Annotated in this window: 18 protein-coding genes; 7 read left to right on the top strand and 11 right to left on the bottom strand. The window is 53.0% G+C overall.

Features of this window, described 5'->3' with window-relative positions; genetic code table 11:
- Window positions 1-140: 140 nt before the first annotated feature.
- The 3 genes from ACRBCU_RS03710 to ACRBCU_RS03700 all read right to left on the bottom strand — a co-directional run bounded on the left by ACRBCU_RS03710 (window position 141) and on the right by ACRBCU_RS03700 (window position 2,572).
- Complete coding sequence (locus tag ACRBCU_RS03710) at window positions 141-749, bottom strand: hypothetical protein (protein ID WP_431364208.1); 609 nt, start codon at window positions 747-749, stop codon at window positions 141-143.
- 73 nt (window positions 750-822) lie between these two features.
- Window positions 823-1,815, bottom strand: coding sequence for an alpha/beta hydrolase (locus ACRBCU_RS03705; protein ID WP_431364021.1), 993 nt, complete (start codon window positions 1,813-1,815; stop codon window positions 823-825).
- Between the two features lies 1 nt (window position 1,816).
- The gene (locus ACRBCU_RS03700) at window positions 1,817-2,572 is read right to left on the bottom strand and encodes an alpha/beta fold hydrolase (protein WP_431364020.1); all 756 of its coding nucleotides are present in this window, start codon (window positions 2,570-2,572) and stop codon (window positions 1,817-1,819) included.
- A 166-nt stretch (window positions 2,573-2,738) separates the two neighbouring features.
- Here ACRBCU_RS03700 and thrS point away from each other — a divergent pair, with 166 nt between their 5' ends.
- From thrS to ACRBCU_RS03675, 5 genes are all read left to right on the top strand, one after another.
- The gene (gene thrS, locus ACRBCU_RS03695; RefSeq protein WP_431364019.1) at window positions 2,739-4,685 is read left to right on the top strand and encodes a threonine--tRNA ligase; all 1,947 of its coding nucleotides are present in this window, start codon (window positions 2,739-2,741) and stop codon (window positions 4,683-4,685) included.
- A 240-nt stretch (window positions 4,686-4,925) separates the two neighbouring features.
- Window positions 4,926-5,216, top strand: coding sequence for a BufA1 family periplasmic bufferin-type metallophore (locus ACRBCU_RS03690; protein WP_431364018.1), 291 nt, complete (start codon window positions 4,926-4,928; stop codon window positions 5,214-5,216).
- Between the two features lie 59 nt (window positions 5,217-5,275).
- Complete coding sequence (gene bufB / locus ACRBCU_RS03685; protein ID WP_431364017.1) at window positions 5,276-6,139, top strand: MNIO family bufferin maturase; 864 nt, start codon at window positions 5,276-5,278, stop codon at window positions 6,137-6,139.
- Complete coding sequence (locus tag ACRBCU_RS03680; RefSeq protein WP_431364016.1) at window positions 6,136-6,891, top strand: HvfC/BufC family peptide modification chaperone; 756 nt, start codon at window positions 6,136-6,138, stop codon at window positions 6,889-6,891. Before bufB ends, ACRBCU_RS03680 begins: the two co-directional genes overlap by 4 nt.
- A 28-nt stretch (window positions 6,892-6,919) precedes the next feature.
- On the top strand, window positions 6,920-7,471 hold the full coding sequence (locus ACRBCU_RS03675) for a DoxX family protein (RefSeq protein ID WP_431364015.1): 552 nt from the start codon (window positions 6,920-6,922) through the stop codon (window positions 7,469-7,471).
- Here the strand turns inward: ACRBCU_RS03675 and ACRBCU_RS03670 are convergent.
- Entirely contained in the window at window positions 7,460-7,774 is a 315-nt protein-coding gene (locus ACRBCU_RS03670) for an ArsC/Spx/MgsR family protein (RefSeq protein WP_431364014.1), read from the bottom strand. The genes ACRBCU_RS03675 and ACRBCU_RS03670 overlap by 12 nt on opposite strands.
- Before the next feature lie 138 nt (window positions 7,775-7,912).
- Here ACRBCU_RS03670 and ACRBCU_RS03665 point away from each other — a divergent pair, with 138 nt between their 5' ends.
- Complete coding sequence (locus tag ACRBCU_RS03665; protein WP_431364013.1) at window positions 7,913-8,119, top strand: cold-shock protein; 207 nt, start codon at window positions 7,913-7,915, stop codon at window positions 8,117-8,119.
- Between the two features lie 63 nt (window positions 8,120-8,182).
- On the opposite strand, the gene ACRBCU_RS03660 is transcribed toward ACRBCU_RS03665, so the two are convergent.
- The 7 genes from ACRBCU_RS03660 to ACRBCU_RS03630 all read right to left on the bottom strand — a co-directional run bounded on the left by ACRBCU_RS03660 (window position 8,183) and on the right by ACRBCU_RS03630 (window position 14,711).
- Window positions 8,183-8,509 carry a hypothetical protein gene (locus tag ACRBCU_RS03660; protein WP_431364012.1) on the bottom strand — a complete coding sequence of 109 codons (327 nt, stop codon included), beginning with the start codon at window positions 8,507-8,509 and terminating at the stop codon, window positions 8,183-8,185.
- Between the two features lie 166 nt (window positions 8,510-8,675).
- On the bottom strand, window positions 8,676-9,152 hold the full coding sequence (locus ACRBCU_RS03655) for a dihydrofolate reductase (RefSeq protein WP_431364011.1): 477 nt from the start codon (window positions 9,150-9,152) through the stop codon (window positions 8,676-8,678).
- 2 nt (window positions 9,153-9,154) lie between these two features.
- Window positions 9,155-9,988, bottom strand: coding sequence for a thymidylate synthase (locus ACRBCU_RS03650; protein WP_431364010.1), 834 nt, complete (start codon window positions 9,986-9,988; stop codon window positions 9,155-9,157).
- Window positions 9,989-10,034: 46 nt separating this feature from the next.
- On the bottom strand, window positions 10,035-11,519 hold the full coding sequence (gene glpK / locus ACRBCU_RS03645) for a glycerol kinase GlpK (RefSeq protein ID WP_431364009.1): 1,485 nt from the start codon (window positions 11,517-11,519) through the stop codon (window positions 10,035-10,037).
- A 48-nt stretch (window positions 11,520-11,567) separates the two neighbouring features.
- On the bottom strand, window positions 11,568-12,965 hold the full coding sequence (locus ACRBCU_RS03640) for a TRAP transporter large permease (RefSeq protein ID WP_431364008.1): 1,398 nt from the start codon (window positions 12,963-12,965) through the stop codon (window positions 11,568-11,570).
- Window positions 12,965-13,594 carry a TRAP transporter small permease subunit gene (locus ACRBCU_RS03635; RefSeq protein WP_431364007.1) on the bottom strand — a complete coding sequence of 210 codons (630 nt, stop codon included), beginning with the start codon at window positions 13,592-13,594 and terminating at the stop codon, window positions 12,965-12,967. The genes ACRBCU_RS03640 and ACRBCU_RS03635 overlap by 1 nt, the downstream gene beginning before the upstream one ends.
- Window positions 13,595-13,700: 106 nt before the next feature.
- The gene (locus ACRBCU_RS03630) at window positions 13,701-14,711 is read right to left on the bottom strand and encodes a C4-dicarboxylate TRAP transporter substrate-binding protein (RefSeq protein ID WP_431364006.1); all 1,011 of its coding nucleotides are present in this window, start codon (window positions 14,709-14,711) and stop codon (window positions 13,701-13,703) included.
- A gap of 481 nt (window positions 14,712-15,192) precedes the next feature.
- Between ACRBCU_RS03630 and acs the strand changes: the two genes are divergently transcribed.
- On the top strand, window positions 15,193-17,158 hold a 1,966-nt coding region (gene acs, locus ACRBCU_RS03625; RefSeq protein WP_431364005.1), incomplete at its 3' end, for an acetate--CoA ligase.

Raw genomic sequence — 17,158 nt, 5'->3', positions numbered from 1 at the left:
ACTGCGCCTCAATCAGGTTTGCAGATTAAGCGCTTAAGAGATTGAAGTTGCAAGCCTATTTTGAAGGGCAACAGACTATCATATGCAGCTCACGGCACTATGCTGCCTAACATGGCTAGAGCAAAGCGTTTGTAACCGTACTACGAGATCTTCAAGCCGCGATAGATTGGAAAATCTTTGTAGCGATCTTGGCGTTTCTCAAGGCTTTCCTGCGGTTCGCCATGGGCCTTCACCAAGGTACCCTTGGGCGCGATATAGCTATCGATTCGACGCGGGCCATCCGATCGCCATGACAAGTTAAATGCGCATAGCTTTGGGAAAAACCAAGCCTCTGCGAACGGAAGGAAATCGTAAATCCAATACGCCAAATCTCGCCAATCGCGACCATTTTCATACTGATCTGCGAACCATGGAATGACGATCGAAGCCCCAGCGACCTCCACATCGGGCAAGTCCCAGATGTGACACTCTAAGGGATAACTATTGCGCGCGCAGTTCAGCCCGTTTTCATTGCCAAAGGCATTTAAATCTGGCGCGCGATATCCAGAGCGAACCGCCACACGGCCAAATGTTTCCTCCAAAGGATCCAGCAAGTTTGTGCAAAAGGCAGTTCCGCGCTCAATCGCCAAATCGGGATTTTCGGGGATGTTCGGAATTTGGTGAAAGTTGCCAATCTCGGAGTATAGAAATTCACGCATATAAAAGTATTTCGAGAGGCGAACGCGGCCTAGCGTTTCAAGAGACCACATCGAAGCAGGTTTGCGCATTTTCGCACTCCTTCCTAGGGAAATTGAATGATCGTCTTTGCGTTTTAGAAGCTGACTACTCGCTCCCCAAGACGCCATTCGCCCAGTCAATCATAGCTTGCGAGGCTATCCGCGTTTGACCCGGCGACAGAATATCACCCGCAATCACATGACGATACGGATCATCGTCGTCATTTAACTCCAAGACCATCAACTCTGCTGCACCGCCCCACTCTTCCGCAACAGCGCGGTTTTTCTCTGGGCTCACGACTTTGTCTTGATCCGAAATCATAAAGAGCGCGGGCACTTTTATCTGAGTGAAATCCAGTGCATCGACGGCCTTTACCAAAGCGGCCATAGGCATAAGTGCGACTGTGGGATACGTGCTGGTCCAGTATTTGTTGTGATCGTCATTCACTGACGCGAAGCTACGCTCACCGCCTGCCACAATCGGCCCCCACCACCTTACGGCAGGCCATGTCAAAACAGCCGAGGCAGGAGAGTTGATAGCGAAGTTTGGCGAAACGAAGATTACGCCAGCAACATCCCGCATCGCGTCATCGCGGAACGCGGCCGCAGCAACCAAGGTGCCACCTGTCGAGGTAGAAACGAGCAAAACCTTATCACCAATCGCGCGGCCGATGGCGATGGCCTCTAACGTATCACGCATCCAGTCGCCAGCAGTTGGACCCGCCATGGCCTCGCTGCTTCGGCCATGCCCGGCCAAACGCGTGAACACAAGGTTTGCGCCCAGCGCCTGAGCAAGATTGTCTGGAACTGGCCTGATTTCTTCAGAAGTGGCCGAGAATCCGTGGATGTAAACCACTGAAACCGCAGCACGTGCGCCTTTTTCAGCGGCCCAAATAATCCGTTTTTCGGCACCTTTCACGATGTCCTCAAAAGGAGCCTCAGCCCGAGTGAAATACGCATCCACATCGTCGCCGATAGTGGTCTCATCGAACGAAACGTTCAGATTGACGTGTTCGCGCGGCCCGACAAAAGCAACGACAGCAATAATGAGCGTCAAAACGGCGAGGCTTCGAAATACCCATTTCATCAGGCGGTTCATTCTAACTCTCCCCCGCGCGCAACACCTCTTCGACGGATTGCTCGATCAAGGCGAGGCAGTCGTTATCGGAAAAGCGGTGATCCGCGCCATCGACCAACGTTAAACGCAGATCCGAACCATTAGCATGTTCAAGCAAACGCAGCGCCACGGACATATCGACATCCTCATCTGCTGTGCCTTGCAAGAAGCGTGTCGGGAATGGCAACTCAAGGGGCGTGCGCAGGACCAATTGTTCGCGGCCATCCTCAATCATGCGTTTGGTGATGATGTAGGGCTCGCCATATTCAGACGGCAACGCGACTTGTCCTTCAGCGTCGAGTTGCGCGCGCTGCGCTTCATCAAAACTTGCCCACATGCTGTCCTCGGTAAAGTCTGGCGCGGCCGCAATCGTTACCAACCCCATGATCCTCTCGGGCATGCGCTTAGCGGCCAAAAGCGACTGCCATCCGCCCATGGACGAGCCTACCAACAATAATGAGCCCTCGATCACTTCGGCCAAAATCGCTGCGGTGTCCTCGGCCCAATCGCCAATGCAGCCGTCAGTAAACTCGCCAGAACTGCTGCCGTGCCCTGAATAATCAAAGCGCAGAAAGGAGCGGCCGTTAGCGATTGCCCAGTCTTCAAGGTGAATAGCTTTGGTGCCCTCCATGTCGGACTTTAATCCGCCAAGAAAAACAACGCATGGGCCTATCCCTTCGGTCTTGTGATATGCGATTTTTCGCCCTTTCGGCGTCTTAATGAAATCTGGTCCGCTCATAGGGGTCTCCGCAATTGTCTGGCCACATTGATGCACAAGCACGGCACTAAGGCAAAGGGCGAAAATGCACAGCTTGACAGTGCGATGTTGCAACGCCATTTACCCCAGTAACCATAACCCGCAACCGGGCGCTTTTGTAGGTGCCAAACTGACGAGGAGTGCCGACATGGCAAACGTCTCTTTAACTTTCCCCGATGGCAACAAACGCGAATACGCTGCAGGTATCACTGCCGGCGAAGTCGCGTCCGACATTTCAAAATCTCTTGGCAAAAAAGCGATCTCTGCGACGTTGAACGGCGCGCATTGGGATTTGCAGTGGCCTATCGAATCCGACGCCGCCATAGCAATCAACACGATGAAAGACGAAGAGCCGGCGTTAGAACTGGTACGGCACGATCTTGCACACATCATGGCGCGCGCGGTGCAGGAAATCTGGCCCGACGTCAAAGTCACCATCGGCCCGGTTATCAAAGACGGTTGGTACTATGACTTTGATCGAAAGGAGCCATTTACACCCGAAGATCTTGGCGCGATCGAGAAGAAAATGAAAGCGATCATCAATTCCCGTGACGCAGTGCGCACCGAGGTTTGGGATCGCGCGCGTGCGGTGAAGCATTATGAAGACAACGGCGAGCCTTATAAAGTCGAGCTGATCGACGCCATCCCTGGCGACGAACCTTTGCGCATGTATTGGCATGGCGAGTGGCAAGATTTGTGCCGTGGTCCGCATTTGCAGCACACAGGTCAGGTTCCGGGCGACAGCTTTAAACTCATGAGCGTTGCAGGCGCATATTGGCGTGGCGATTCAGATCGCGAAATGCTTCAACGGATTTATGGCTGTGCTTTCCTCAACAAAGAGCAGCTGAAAAAGCATATGATTATGCTTGAGGAAGCCGCCAAGCGGGATCACCGCAAGCTGGGCCGCGAAATGGATTTGTTCCATATGCAAGAAGAAGCGCCCGGTCAGATCTTCTGGCACCCGAACGGCTGGCGTATTTACACAGAGTTGCAAGACTACATGCGCCGCAAGCAATATGCAGGCGGATATGTCGAGGTGAACACGCCACAAGTTGTGGATCGCAAACTTTGGGAGGCCTCTGGTCACTGGGAAAAATATCAGGAGAACATGTTCATCGTCGAAGTTGACGAGGATCATGCCCGCGAAAAAGCGGTGAACGCTCTCAAGCCGATGAACTGCCCGTGCCACGTTCAAATCTTTAATCAGGGTTTGAAGTCCTATCGCGACCTGCCGTTGCGCATGGCCGAATTCGGGTCCTGTAATCGCTATGAGCCTTCGGGCGCGCTACATGGCATCATGCGTGTGCGTGGTTTTACGCAAGATGATGGGCATATCTTCTGCCGCGAAGATCAGATCGAAAGCGAAACCGCTGTTTATATCGACTTTCTGTCGTCAGTTTATAAAGATCTCGGGTTTGAAGAATTCCGTGTGAAGTTTTCAGATCGCCCCGAAAAGCGTGCAGGTTCGGACGAAGTTTGGGACAAAGCTGAAGACGCTTTGCTGAAAGCAACGCGCGCTGCGGGTATCGAGCCTGAACTAAATCCCGGTGAAGGCGCGTTTTATGGGCCGAAGCTTGAATTTGTTCTGACGGATGCGATTGGTCGCGATTGGCAATGTGGAACCCATCAGGTGGACTTCGTTCTGCCTGAGCGTCTTGATGCGAGCTATATCGGCGCGGACGGTGACAAGCACCGTCCTGTTATGCTGCACCGCGCGACACTTGGCTCCTTTGAGCGCTTTATCGGCATTCTTATCGAAAGCCATGCTGGTAAGCTTCCGTTCTGGCTTGCTCCGCGCCAAGTGGTTGTCGCGTCGATTATCTCTGACGCGGACGATTACGTTTATGAAGTTGTCGAAGCGCTGAACGCGGCTGGTGTGCGCGCCGAGGCCGATATTCGCAACGAAAAGATCAACTACAAGGTTCGCGAGCATTCCGTTGGCAAAGTACCTGTGATTCTGGCTGTTGGCGCACGTGAAGTCGAAGAACGTACCGTGACGATCCGTCGACTTGGTGAGAAACAAACCAAGGTAGAAGCGCTGGATTCTGTAATATCCGCACTTGGTCTTGAGGCAACACCGCCAGATAAACTGTAACACTTCGCGCAAAATGCGTGAACGGATTGCAACAAGGCCCGCCCGAAATGGCGGGCCTTTCCTGTTTTGTAACGGTTTTCCGTGACCGCAAGCCTCACGCATCTCTCGCAACAGTTAACGCATCCGTGACACACGGATGCGTGAATGGATAAATCCGAACGCCAGAGCGTAATCTGTCTTCAGTCGCCAGTGACGGCGCACTACCCAAGACCTAACCGAAGACAAACAAAGGAAAATATCATGTCCAACGCTCTTAAAACTCTTGCCGTTGTTGGTGCAGTTGCCGCTTCTTTCACAGCGCACTCCGTGACCGAAGCATCCGCAGCAGGTAAAGAAAAATGCTACGGCGTATCCCTCGCAGGCAAAAACGACTGTGCAGCAGGCGCAGGCACGACATGCGCAGGCACATCAACAGTTGACTACCAAGGCAACGCTTGGACACTGGTTGACGAAGGCACTTGCGCATCCATGGAACTGCCAGACGGACGTATGGGTTCTTTGGAAGCGCTTGAGCGCGACCTGCCAGCATAAGCGAAATCAACGTGAGGTGCGTGGTTTCACGCACCTCATTTTTCTAAAGGATAAGTCTGATGTTAGATGCTACGCCTCACGCTCATTTGCCCAACGCAGCTGGTGTTGGCTACAAGCCTCAGCACTTCTCTGACATCATCGAAAACCCTGTCCCTGTTGAATGGCTCGAAATTCACGCCGAAAACTATATGGGCCAAGGCGGTCGCCCGCTTGCGCAGCTCAAACATTTGGCGGAACGGTTTCCGATTTCTGTGCATGGTGTCGGCCTCAGCATCGGTGGCGAAGGCCCATTAGATAGCGATCATCTCGCACGTCTGAAAACACTTTGCGATTGGCTCAATCCTGCAAGTTTTTCAGAGCATCTTGCGTGGTCCAGCCATGAAAGCGCATTTCTGAACGACTTGCTCCCGCTGCCCTACACTCCAAAAACGCTCAACACCGTTGCCGATCATATTGATCAGCTCCAAGACGTCTTGGGCCGCAAAATGCTGTTGGAAAACCCTTCAAGCTATCTCGCGTTCGCCGAAAGCACCCTATCTGAGACAGAGTTTTTGCGCGAAGTCGCGCAGCGCACAGGTTGCGGCCTGCTTTTGGACGTTAACAACGTGTTTGTTTCTGCCACCAACCTAAAGATGGATGCTCGCGCCTATATTGACGACTTTGCTCTTGATCTGGTTGGTGAAATTCACATGGGCGGACATGACGAAGATACCGATGATCATGGTGCCCCCTTGCTTATAGATAGTCACGGCAAAGAAGTCGCAGAGCCGGTTTGGGCATTGCTTGATTATACGTTGCAACGCTCCGGCCCGCGTCCTTTGTTGATCGAGTGGGACACAGATGTGCCCGAATGGCCAGAGTTGGCGACCGAGGCCAAACGCGGTGCACAAGCGCTCAACGCGTCAGTGGCGATAAGCGCATGATGACCAGTCAAAGTGATTTTCGCGCGGCCCTCTTCGATCCGCAGATTGTAGTGCCAATCAGCCTTACGGATGGGCAGAGCCAACCTGCGGGCAAACGATTTGACGTGTATCGCAACAACGTCATCATGAGCCTCAAAGAAGCGATGTCAGAGAGTTTCCCAGTTATCGAAAAGCTCATTGGTACGCAGAATTTCGCGTCTCTTGCCGGACTGTTTGTGCGCAAGCACCCACCAAAAGACCCGCGCATGATGCTCTACGGCATCGAGTTCCCGTCTTTCCTCGAAACATTCGAACCATTGTCGCATCTTGGCTATTTACCTGATGTAGCGCGGTTAGAACTTGCGAGGCGTCACTCTTACCATGCGGCCGATGCACGCCCAATTGATCCGTCAGTTTTTGGAACGTTACCTCCAGAGGTCTTGGCAAGTGCGACGCTTAGCTTTGCCCCTGCCCTAAGGGTTGTCCGCTCCGATTGGCCGATCCTTGATATCTGGCATTTCAATATGACCGACGGCGCGGCCAAACCGACAGCGGGCGCTCAAGATGTTCTATTGACGCGCGCCGAGTTTGATCCCGAGATGCATCTGCTGCCAGCGGGTAGCGCGGACCTTATCGAAGCTTTGGCGAAAGAAACCAAACTCGGTGACGCACTGGACACGTTAGAGAACACACACCCCGGGTTTGATTTTTCAGCCCTTTTGGGCCTTTTGATACAAACCAACGCGCTTACAGCGTTGAGCGCAACCCCCTGAACAGCACAAGAGAATAAGGAATACACAAATGCGCAGTTTAATCGCCCTTCAAGACCGCCTCTTTGCGCCCATAGGAAGTGGCGATGCGATGCTTGCGTTTTTCGCGCGCTTCGCTTTTGCTGCGTCCCTTGCGCTCTACTTCTTCAATTCGGGCCTCACAAAGCTAGGCGATGGAGTTTTGGGAATATTTCAACCGTCGCTCGGCGCGTATGCACAGATTTTCCCCCGCGCGATGGAAGCCGCGGGCTATGACACAAGCCAACTTGGCCTCTTTCATTGGGCGGTGGTCACAGGTGGAACAGTCGCGGAATTTATCCTTCCCGCATTGATCATTATCGGCCTGTTCACCCGCATCGCGGCCCTTGGCATGATCGGCTTTGTCGTAGTGCAAAGCCTTACGGATCTTATCGGCCACGGCGCATGGGATGATCCTGCGGTTCTTGGAGCATGGTTCGATCGCATCCCTGATGGCGTAATTCTAGATCAACGAATGTTCTGGGTACTCGCGCTGACTGTATTGGTCTTCAAAGGTGCAGGCTGGCTATCGCTGGATCGCTTTCTGAGCAAGTCAGAGAGCTAAAGCCGCCTGAACGTCTTTGCTCCACCCCAGATGAAGCGTCCCCCCATCGTCGATAAGCGGGCGCTTCATCAAGGTTGGATGCTCTTGCAACAAAGCAAGCGGATCGCCCTTGCGCGCGTCTTCGTCTAAATTGCGCCACGTCGTCGAGCGCGTGTTCAACAATGCAGCGCCAAATTTTTCCTGCGCACTTTGCAAAACATCAAGCGGCACACCGTCGCCGCGGACATCAACGAATTCTACATTATCAAGTGCCTTCATTGCCTTACGGCACGTATCACAGTTCTTTAGGCCGTATAGTTTCACAGCAAATCCCCTCATTTCCCCGCAAAATCGCGTGAACCTAGCGAAAAAGTCAACGCAAAGAGCAACACTTTCTCTTGATATTTCTTCAAATATGCTGACCTGTTTTAAACACGACGATCAATTAAGGAGTGCGCAGCGATGCCAAACGGCACTGTGAAGTGGTTTAACACAACCAAAGGCTTTGGCTTTATTGAACCTGAAGGCGGCGGCAAGGACGTATTTGTTCACATCTCAGCCGTCGAACGCTCAGGCCTGACAGGGCTGGCGGATAATCAAAAAGTTTCGTTCGAGCTAGAAGCAGGTCGCGACGGCCGTGACATGGCGGCAAACCTAACGCTTCTGTAGCCAAACATGCGAAAAGCCCAGTCGTGTGACCGGGCTTTTCTCAATACGGGATAAGCCCTTGGCTTAGTGCGAATGACGCGTTGTATGTGTGTGACGCTTCATGTGCGTATGCGTTTTGCGATGCGTATGCGAACGTGCCGCTTTGCGTGGCATTGGATGGGCCATCATTTGTTGATAGCTCATGCTGCCATTTGGTGTGCCACAGCAAATAACCCCATTCAGCACAACTGGCTGCAAACCAGCTGGGCAGTGGTTTGGGCCACCATATGCTAGAATTTGAGCCTGCCCGGACGACGTGCTCTTACCCATATACATATCTCCCCAAGCCAAAGCCTGAGAAGTGGAAGCGATTGTCGCTGCGACGGCGAATGCGAAAACTTTGGTTAACATGGGGCTGCCCTTTTTAAAACTGCGCAAGATCGTATTTTTATTATGGCATAAACCTAACATGGGGCGGAATTAAGTCAATTTGAGCAAGTTTTTTCGAAGGGTTTAGGGGGCAAAGCGATCCTAACTGTGATTCATTTGCACGAAACGGCACCTGGTTTGCGCTGATTTAGCGTCTTAGGTACTCAACCGCGCGGCATTTGGGTTCGCTTTCACGCAACGAAGTTTCACCAAGAACGCGCCAGTTGCGCGCGTCAAAGGTCGGAAAAAACGTATCCGCTCCATCAACTTCCAAATCCACTTCGGTAATCAACATACGTTCTGCAAACGCGATCATTTCCCGATATATCCCCGCCCCGCCGATACCATAGACCCGTCGGTAGCCATGTTCATAGGCAAGCTCAATCGCCTCGGACACCGAGCTGGTCGTAAATTCCGCATCGCACCCTTGCGACGTGACGACAATATTCATCCTGTTCTTAAGCGGCTTAAATGGCAGGCTGTCCCAAGTCTTACGCCCCATGACAATTGCACCGCCAAGCGTTTCGCGCTTGAAGAATTGCATATCTTCTGGGGCGTGCCATGGAATATCATTTCCCTTGCCAATAGCTCCATTCCTGTCGCGGCCAACGATCAAAGAAATCATTGTTACACCGCCACTGGCGCGCGAATGCCGGGATCGGGGTCATAGCCAATGATCTCGAAGTCATCGTAGGTAAAGTCAAAGATCGAGCTAACCTGCCGTTTGATCCGAAGTTGGGGCAGCGCCTTTGGCGTTCTCGCAAGCTGGGTTTCGACCTGTTCCATATGGTTGGAATAAATATGCGCATCACCGATCGCGTGGATGAAATCGCCTGCTTCGTAGCCAGTCACATGCGCAAGCATATGTAACAAAAGCGCATAAGACGCGATGTTAAAAGGAACGCCCAAAAACATATCCGCAGAGCGTTGATATAGCTGCAAATGAAGCTTGCCGTCATTAATCCGCACCTGCCAAAGCGTATGGCATGGCGGAAGCGCCATGTCGGGAACCTCTGCAGGGTTCCACGCCGAAACGATCAAGCGGCGGCTATCTGGGGTGTTCTTAATCGCGTCAACGAGATCAACAATTTGATCAACGCTGCCCGCTTTGAACAGCGGTTCCCCATCTTTCATCTCATCGGTTTTCTCCAGCTTGGGAAACCGTCGCCATTGCTGCCCATAGACCGGCCCTAAATCACCGTTCTCATCCGCCCATTCATCCCAGATCGAAACACCGTTGTCTTTCAGGTATTTGATGTTGGTATCGCCTGCGAGGAACCAAAGCAGCTCGTGTATGATCGACTTTAAGTGCAGTTTTTTGGTGGTCACCAATGGAAAGCCATCAGCCATGTGATAGCGGCATTGCAAACCAAAGTGCGAGATTGTTCCCGTCCCTGTGCGATCCGTCGCATGCGCGCCGTATTTTAACACGTCTTTCAAGGCTTGATGATATTGGTGCACCGCGATCTCCCCAAGGTTTTTCGCTCTTTAGCAATTTCGCATCAGATTAAACAGCAAGAGTTGCGTCAACCGCGCGTTTCCAGCGCGCATACCGCGCGTCGCGCTCGCTCGCCTCCATTTTCGTCTCAAATCTGCGTTCTAAAGCCCACGTACCGGCGAACTCCGCCATCGTTGGGTAAAGGCCAGCGCGTTGCCCCGCGAGCCAAGCCGCGCCAAGCGCAGTGGTTTCCAGCACCTCTGGCCTATCAACAGGAGCCCCTAAGATGTCAGACAAAAATTGCATCGCCCAATCAGACGCTGACATTCCCCCGTCCACACGCAAAGCCGTCTCTTGGGCATCTGGCCAATCTGCATGCATAGCTTCAAGCAAATCACGCGTCTGAAAGCCAACACTTTCAAGCGCTGCTTTTGCCAGCTCTTCGGGGCCAGAGCTGCGCGTTAGCCCATAGATCGCCCCCCTGCAGTCCGCATTCCAATATGGCGCGCCGAGACCTGTAAATGCAGGCACCAACACAACATCCTGGCCAGCATCGGCATTATCCGCGAGCGGCTGGGTCTCTTTCGCGTCCCGAATAATTTTTAACCCATCGCGTAGCCACTGCACCACTGCGCCTGCTACAAAAATCGACCCCTCCAAGGCATAGGTTCGCTTCCCATCAAGTTGGTAAGCGATTGTTGTCAAAAGCCTCTTCTTCGAATTCACAGGCGTTTCACCGGTGTTGAGCAAGGCAAAACATCCGGTGCCGTATGTCGATTTCAACATACCCGGTTTAAAACACGCCTGCCCCACTGTCGCCGCTTGCTGATCCCCTGCGACGCCAAGGATAGGAATTTCGCGACCAAACAAATCAGCACGGCTTAGGCCAAAGTCAGCAGCGCAGTCTTTGACTTCGGGAAGCAAGCTCATCGGGATATCGAGCATATCGCACATGGTCTTTGACCAGCGCCCCTCGCGAATATCATAGAGCATTGTGCGCGCAGCATTTGTAGCATCAGTAACATGCTCTTTGCCGGCCGTGAGGTTCCAAATCAGCCAACTATCGACTGTTCCAAATGCAAGTTCCCCAGCTTCGGCGCGCCCGCGTGCTCCCTCCACATTATCCAAAAGCCACTTAAGCTTGGTCGCGCTGAAATAAGGATCAAGCAGAAGGCCCGTTTTTCGAGTGACCGTTTCCTCGTGCCCAGCACGTTTCAACGACTGGCATAGCTCGGATGTACGACGGTCCTGCCAAACAATTGCGTTGTGCAGCGCCTTGCCCGTCTTGCGATCCCAGAGAACAGTGGTCTCCCTCTGATTGGTTATGCCAATGGCGGCGATTTGATCGGCTTGCAATCTGGCTTTTTCAATTGCCCCGCGACAGGTCGATGCGGTCGTCGCCCACAAATCGTCGGCATTATGCTCCACCCAACCACTCTTCGGAAAGATCTGCTCAAACTCTTCCTGCGCAGACGCGACAGGCGTCATTTCAGCATCAAATAGAATTGCGCGGGTTGATGTCGTGCCTTGGTCAATCGCAAGAATGTAACTCATTGGGTCGTCCACATTTTTCTGGAAAGTAAGGTGCGTGGTATCACGCACCTATGCAAGCGATGGCAGCCAAAGCACAATGCCGGGGAATGCCACCAGCAACGCAATTGTCACGCCATCGGCGATGAAAAACGGGGTCACGCCTTTGAAAACGTCCTGAACCGTCAAATCATCGCGCACGCCTGCAACGACAAAACAGTTGAGCCCGATTGGCGGTGTGATCAAACAGAACTCTGCCATTTTCACCACAAGAATGCCGAACCAAATAGCGCACATCGGCCCCGACATGCCAAACGCGCTATCTGCCGCGCTTACCATTTCCCCGCCATTCAAAGCCATGACCGCAGGGTAAACGACGGGTAACGTCAAAAGCAGCATGCCAATCGCATCCATGAACATGCCCAAAACCGCATAGGCCAAAAGGATACAGATCAAGATGGTTAACGGAGCCATATCCAGGCTGGTGATCCAGTCTGAAAACGCATCAGGCAGTTTCGCAAAGCCCAAGAAACGCACGTAGATCAAAACACCCCAGATGATGGTGAAAATCATCACGGTGAGTTTGGCCGTTTCCAGCAGCGCCTCTTTTAGCTTTGGCCAGCGCATGCCGCGATACAGTGCCATGCAGAAAATGATAAATGCACCGATCGCACCACCTTCTGTCGCCGTACCCCACGCATCGCCGAAGGGGTTGTAAACAAAGAAGATGATGATCACGACAACCGCAACGATGGGCAAAGCGGGCGGGAGCGATTCAAATCTTTCGCGCCACGTAAAGCCCCCCACGGGAGGGCCAATGTTTTTAAACCCTACCGCAAGCCCAATGATCAAAAGCGCATAGATTATTGCCGAAAACGCACCGGGTATAAACCCAGCGAGGAGTAGTTTTCCAACGTCCTGTTCAACAATAATCGCATAGATCACAAGGATTGCAGACGGCGGAATAAGGGAAGCAAGCGTGCCACCCGCAGCGACAACACCTGCCGCAAAGGCCTTGTTGTAGCCGACTTTTAGCATTTCCGGAATCGCAATACGCGCAAACACAGCGGCCGTAGCCACTGATGCACCGGACACCGCCGCGAACCCTGCAGTTGCGAAAACCGTAGCAACCGCAAGTCCGCCCGGAACCCAAGCGATCCAGCGTTTGGCCGCTTCAAAGAGAGCGACAGTGAGCTTGGCATGATAGGCGAGATAGCCAATCAAAATGAAAACAGGGATCAGGCTGAGAACCTGTGCGCTTACTTTCGAATGCGGGGTTAAGCCTGCAATTTTAACGCTGATTTCAACAGCCTTCCAAAAGCGATCAGGATCGTAGTCAAAACCGTTCCAACGCAGCCAAACCAACCCGACAAATCCTGCAAGACCCGCAGCGAAGGCAACGCGCATTCCCAGCAAAACAAAGACCAGCATACCACCGCTGACCCACAAACCGATTGTAATAGGTTCCATTAGTCAGCCCCTTCCAAAGCGCTCGCCTCGATTGCCGCTTGCTCGGCGACGCTAAGCGTCAATGGCACCGCAACGGGGTTTTCCAAGCCATAAACAAGGGCGCGGCCATATCCGATCGCCTGCAAGATCAGTCGCGCGGCCAAAACGGAAAAAGCAATCGGCACAACGAGCTTTGAGGGCCAAATCGGTATGCCCACATCGATTGAGCTATCACGGCTGCACAGGGGCCGCGCGCAATCAAACGAGCGGTCAAAATGCTCCCAAGCCCCCCACGTCAAAGCAACGATAAGCAGCAAGATCATCAGCACAGAGATCAACTCGAATAGCCAAAGAACGCGCCCATTCAGCTTGGAAACCAGCATGTCCATACGGATATGAGTGCCATCGCGCTGAACATATGACACACCCATGATCGCAATTATCGGCATCGCGGCTTCGATGTAATCAACGTAGCCCATCATGGGGGATGCGAAAAATCGGCGCCCTGTGACGGAATAGACAGCGAGAAACATTAGCGAGAAAATAGCAAGACCGCTTAACAACGCGCAAAATCTCTCCAACGGGAGCAACATTCTATCTAATCTGCTCAGTAAGCTGGAGTCTTCGAGTACCGCTGCAGAACCGGCCATGGGCAATCCCCGTGTGCTGTCACAAGAAGAGCGCGCGCAAAGCACGCACCCGACTTGCGCGTTTCAAATGTAGGGTGCGTCGTTTCCGACGCACCTTTGGTTTGGATTACATCTTCGCGTCTGCGAGTGTCTTCACAACAAGATCATATAGCTCTTGGCCCGGCAGGCCTTGCGCTTCCATGTCTTTGATCCAAGCATCGCGGATCGGATCAGCCGCCTTTGCCCGAAACTCAGCAATGACATCGTCAGAAATCTCGACCTTTGCGACGTTTTTCTCTTCTAGGACAGAATCCCAGCGCTCTAGCAGCGCGCCATAGTTCGCGAGGTAATGATCAAGCGATTCCTGAACCGAGCTATCGAGCGCTGCTCGATGATCATCGCTTAGGCTTTCATAGGCATCGATATTTACAACCACTGGGCAATTCACCGTGCCCGGGTTGAGGTTCGCAGTCCACCATTCAGCTTGGTTAATCGTGCCAAAGCTAAGATGAGCGTGCTGCGCGAATGCGACCGTGTCAACAACGCCGCCTTCCATTGCCTGATAGGCTTCCGTCGCCGTCACAGAAGTCGGAACCGCGCCAACAGCTTCAAACGCCTTGCCCAAACCGCCAGTCGCGCGAACGCGCATACCTTCAAAGTCGGCCAGCGTTTTACGAGCGTCCCCTGTGCCTACAAGATTGTACTGCGGCATAGGTGATGTCATCAGCAGCTTTGCATTCCACTGCGCCATTTCTTCAGTCGCGGCAGGGTGGGCATATACAGCCTTAGAAACCGCCACTTCTTGCTCAAGGTTTTCAACGCCAAGGAATGGCAACTCCAATACCGTAATCACACGGTTTTTGTCACGGTGATACCCAGCGCAAAACTGCGCCATTTCGAATGCGCCAATGGAAATACCGTCAAGATTTTCCCGGTTCTTGCTCAGACCACCGTAAGAGACGTTCAGAGTAAATTCGCCACCCGTTTTGGCCGAGACCAGTTCTGCAAGTTTTTCAACATGTTCAGTAAAGGCGCGACGCTTACCCCAAACAGAGACGTTCCACTCCGTCGCGGATGCTTCCGCTGCGAGGCTGGCGATGAATGCGGCTCCGACGAGCTTTGCACTTAAATGTTTCATTATGTTCTCCCTTTTTATCGTGTGAACCTTACTCACACATCTGACGTACGCAATGGGTTTTTCCCCATTTCAAACGCAACAGCAAAGAGTTTAGGTGCGAAAAACACGCCCAATGCCGACTCATTGTTTGCTCGCGCAAAACAGTATGCAACGGTATGCCGCACCAATTTGCCGCACACCCAACAAAACGAAATTTGCCCCTGTTAACGGAAACATTGACGGAAATAAAATTTACCAATTTCCCCACTTCCGCCAATCCTTTCTGTTTTTAAGGTGAAAATCGCGCACAGATGGAACCATTTACAAAAATCACCAGCAAAACAAAATTCATTTACAACATTACCATTTGACCTCCCGACCATATTTGAGAGTTTTCGCAGCACATCTATAAAGCGTGTTGAGGAGACCAACGTACAATCTAGTGCCGCAACTGCCGCTCGATTTGGATTGTGCGTTTCAAGATTGATCTAGGGAGAAGAACATGACCGACAATTCCACGACATCAAACGCGAAAACCTACCCCCCCTCATCTGCGTTATCCGGTTCAGCGCATGTTGATTTGGCGAAGTATGATGCGATGTATGCCGCGTCGGTATCTGATCCTGACGCGTTTTGGGCGGAGCAAGGTAAGCGGGTTGATTGGATCAAACCGTTCACATCGGTGAAGGACGTCGATTACACGCATGGCCAAGTTGACATCAACTGGTTCGCCGATGGCACGCTGAATGTTGCCGCCAACTGTATTGACCGCCACCTCGAGACGCGCGGCGACAAGACGGCGATTATTTTTGAGCCTGACAACCCCGATGAAGGCGCAAAGCACATCAGCTACAAAGAGCTGTCCCTCGCCGTAAATCGCATGGCCAACATTCTCGAAGAGATGGGCGTGCGCAAAGGCGACCGCGTTGTTCTTTATCTCCCGATGATCCCTGAAGCGGCCTATGCGATGCTCGCTTGTGCGCGTATCGGCGCGATTCACTCTATTGTTTTTGCTGGCTTCTCTCCTGATGCCCTCGCAGCGCGGATCAATGGCTCGGAAGCCAAGGTTGTGATCACTGCTGACGAAGCTCCACGCGGCGGACGTAACACCCCGCTCAAGAGCAATGCCGATGCGGCGCTCCTGCACTGCAGTGACAAGGTCAAATGCCTCGTGGTCAAGCGCACAGGTGGTCAGACCACTTGGATCGACGGACGTGACTATGACTATAATGAGATGGCTCTAGAAGCATCAGACGTCTGCGCGCCTGCGGAAATGTCTGCTGAGGATCCCCTTTTCATTCTCTACACATCAGGCTCGACCGGTCAGCCCAAGGGTGTTGTGCACACAACTGGTGGATATTTGGTTTACGCCTCCATGACCCACGAGATTGTTTTTGATTACAAAGAGAATGATATTTTCTGGTGCACCGCCGATGTAGGCTGGGTCACAGGGCATTCTTATATTGTTTACGGGCCTTTAGCGAACGGCGCGACGACAATTATGTTCGAAGGCGTGCCGACATATCCGGACGCCTCCCGCTTCTGGCAGGTCTGCGAGAAACATTCTGTTAACCAGTTCTACACTGCGCCGACAGCAATCCGCGCTTTGATGGCTCAGGGTAACGATTACGTAACCAAATGCGATCTATCTTCCTTGCGAATCCTTGGAACAGTTGGGGAGCCGATCAACCCGGAAGCATGGAATTGGTATAACGACGTCATTGGTCAGGGCCGATGCCCAATCGTCGATACATGGTGGCAGACAGAAACAGGTGGGCATTTGATGACCCCCCTCCCCGGTGCGCATGCGCTGAAACCGGGTTCTGCGATGAAGCCATTCTTTGGTGTGGAACCTGTGATCCTTGACCCGCAGTCGGGCGAAGAGATCAAAGGCAACCCTGCCGAGGGCGTGCTGTGCATGAAAGACAGCTGGCCCGGTCAGATGCGCACGATCTGGGGCGATCATGAGCGCTTCCAGCAGACGTATTTCTCTGACTACAAGGGCTATTACTTCACCGGCGACGGTGCCAAGCGCGACGAGGACGGCGATTACTGGATCACCGGCCGCGTTGATGATGTGATCAACGTCTCTGGTCACCGCATGGGCACGGCCGAAGTTGAATCTGCGCTGGTCGCCCACGCCAAAGTGGCCGAGGCCGCCGTGGTTGGCTATCCGCACGACATCAAGGGTCAGGGCATCTATTGCTACGTGACGCTGATGAACGGCGAAGAGCCCAGCGAAGAGCTGCACAAAGAGCTGCGCACTTGGGTCCGTACAGAGATCGGCCCAATCGCATCCCCTGATGTGATCCAATGGGCCCCCGGCCTGCCCAAGACCCGTTCAGGCAAAATCATGCGCCGCATCCTGCGCAAAATCGCCGAAAACGACACAGGCTCACTCGGCGACACATCAACCCTCGCTGACCCTTCGGTCGTTGATGACCTCATCAAAAACAGAGCGGGTGCTT

The sequence above is a fragment of the Planktotalea sp. genome (assembly GCF_050633725.1).
GTDB lineage: Bacteria > Pseudomonadota > Alphaproteobacteria > Rhodobacterales > Rhodobacteraceae > Planktotalea.
Note: the sequence above shows the minus strand (reverse complement) of the source record. Positions and strands in the feature narration are given on the sequence as shown.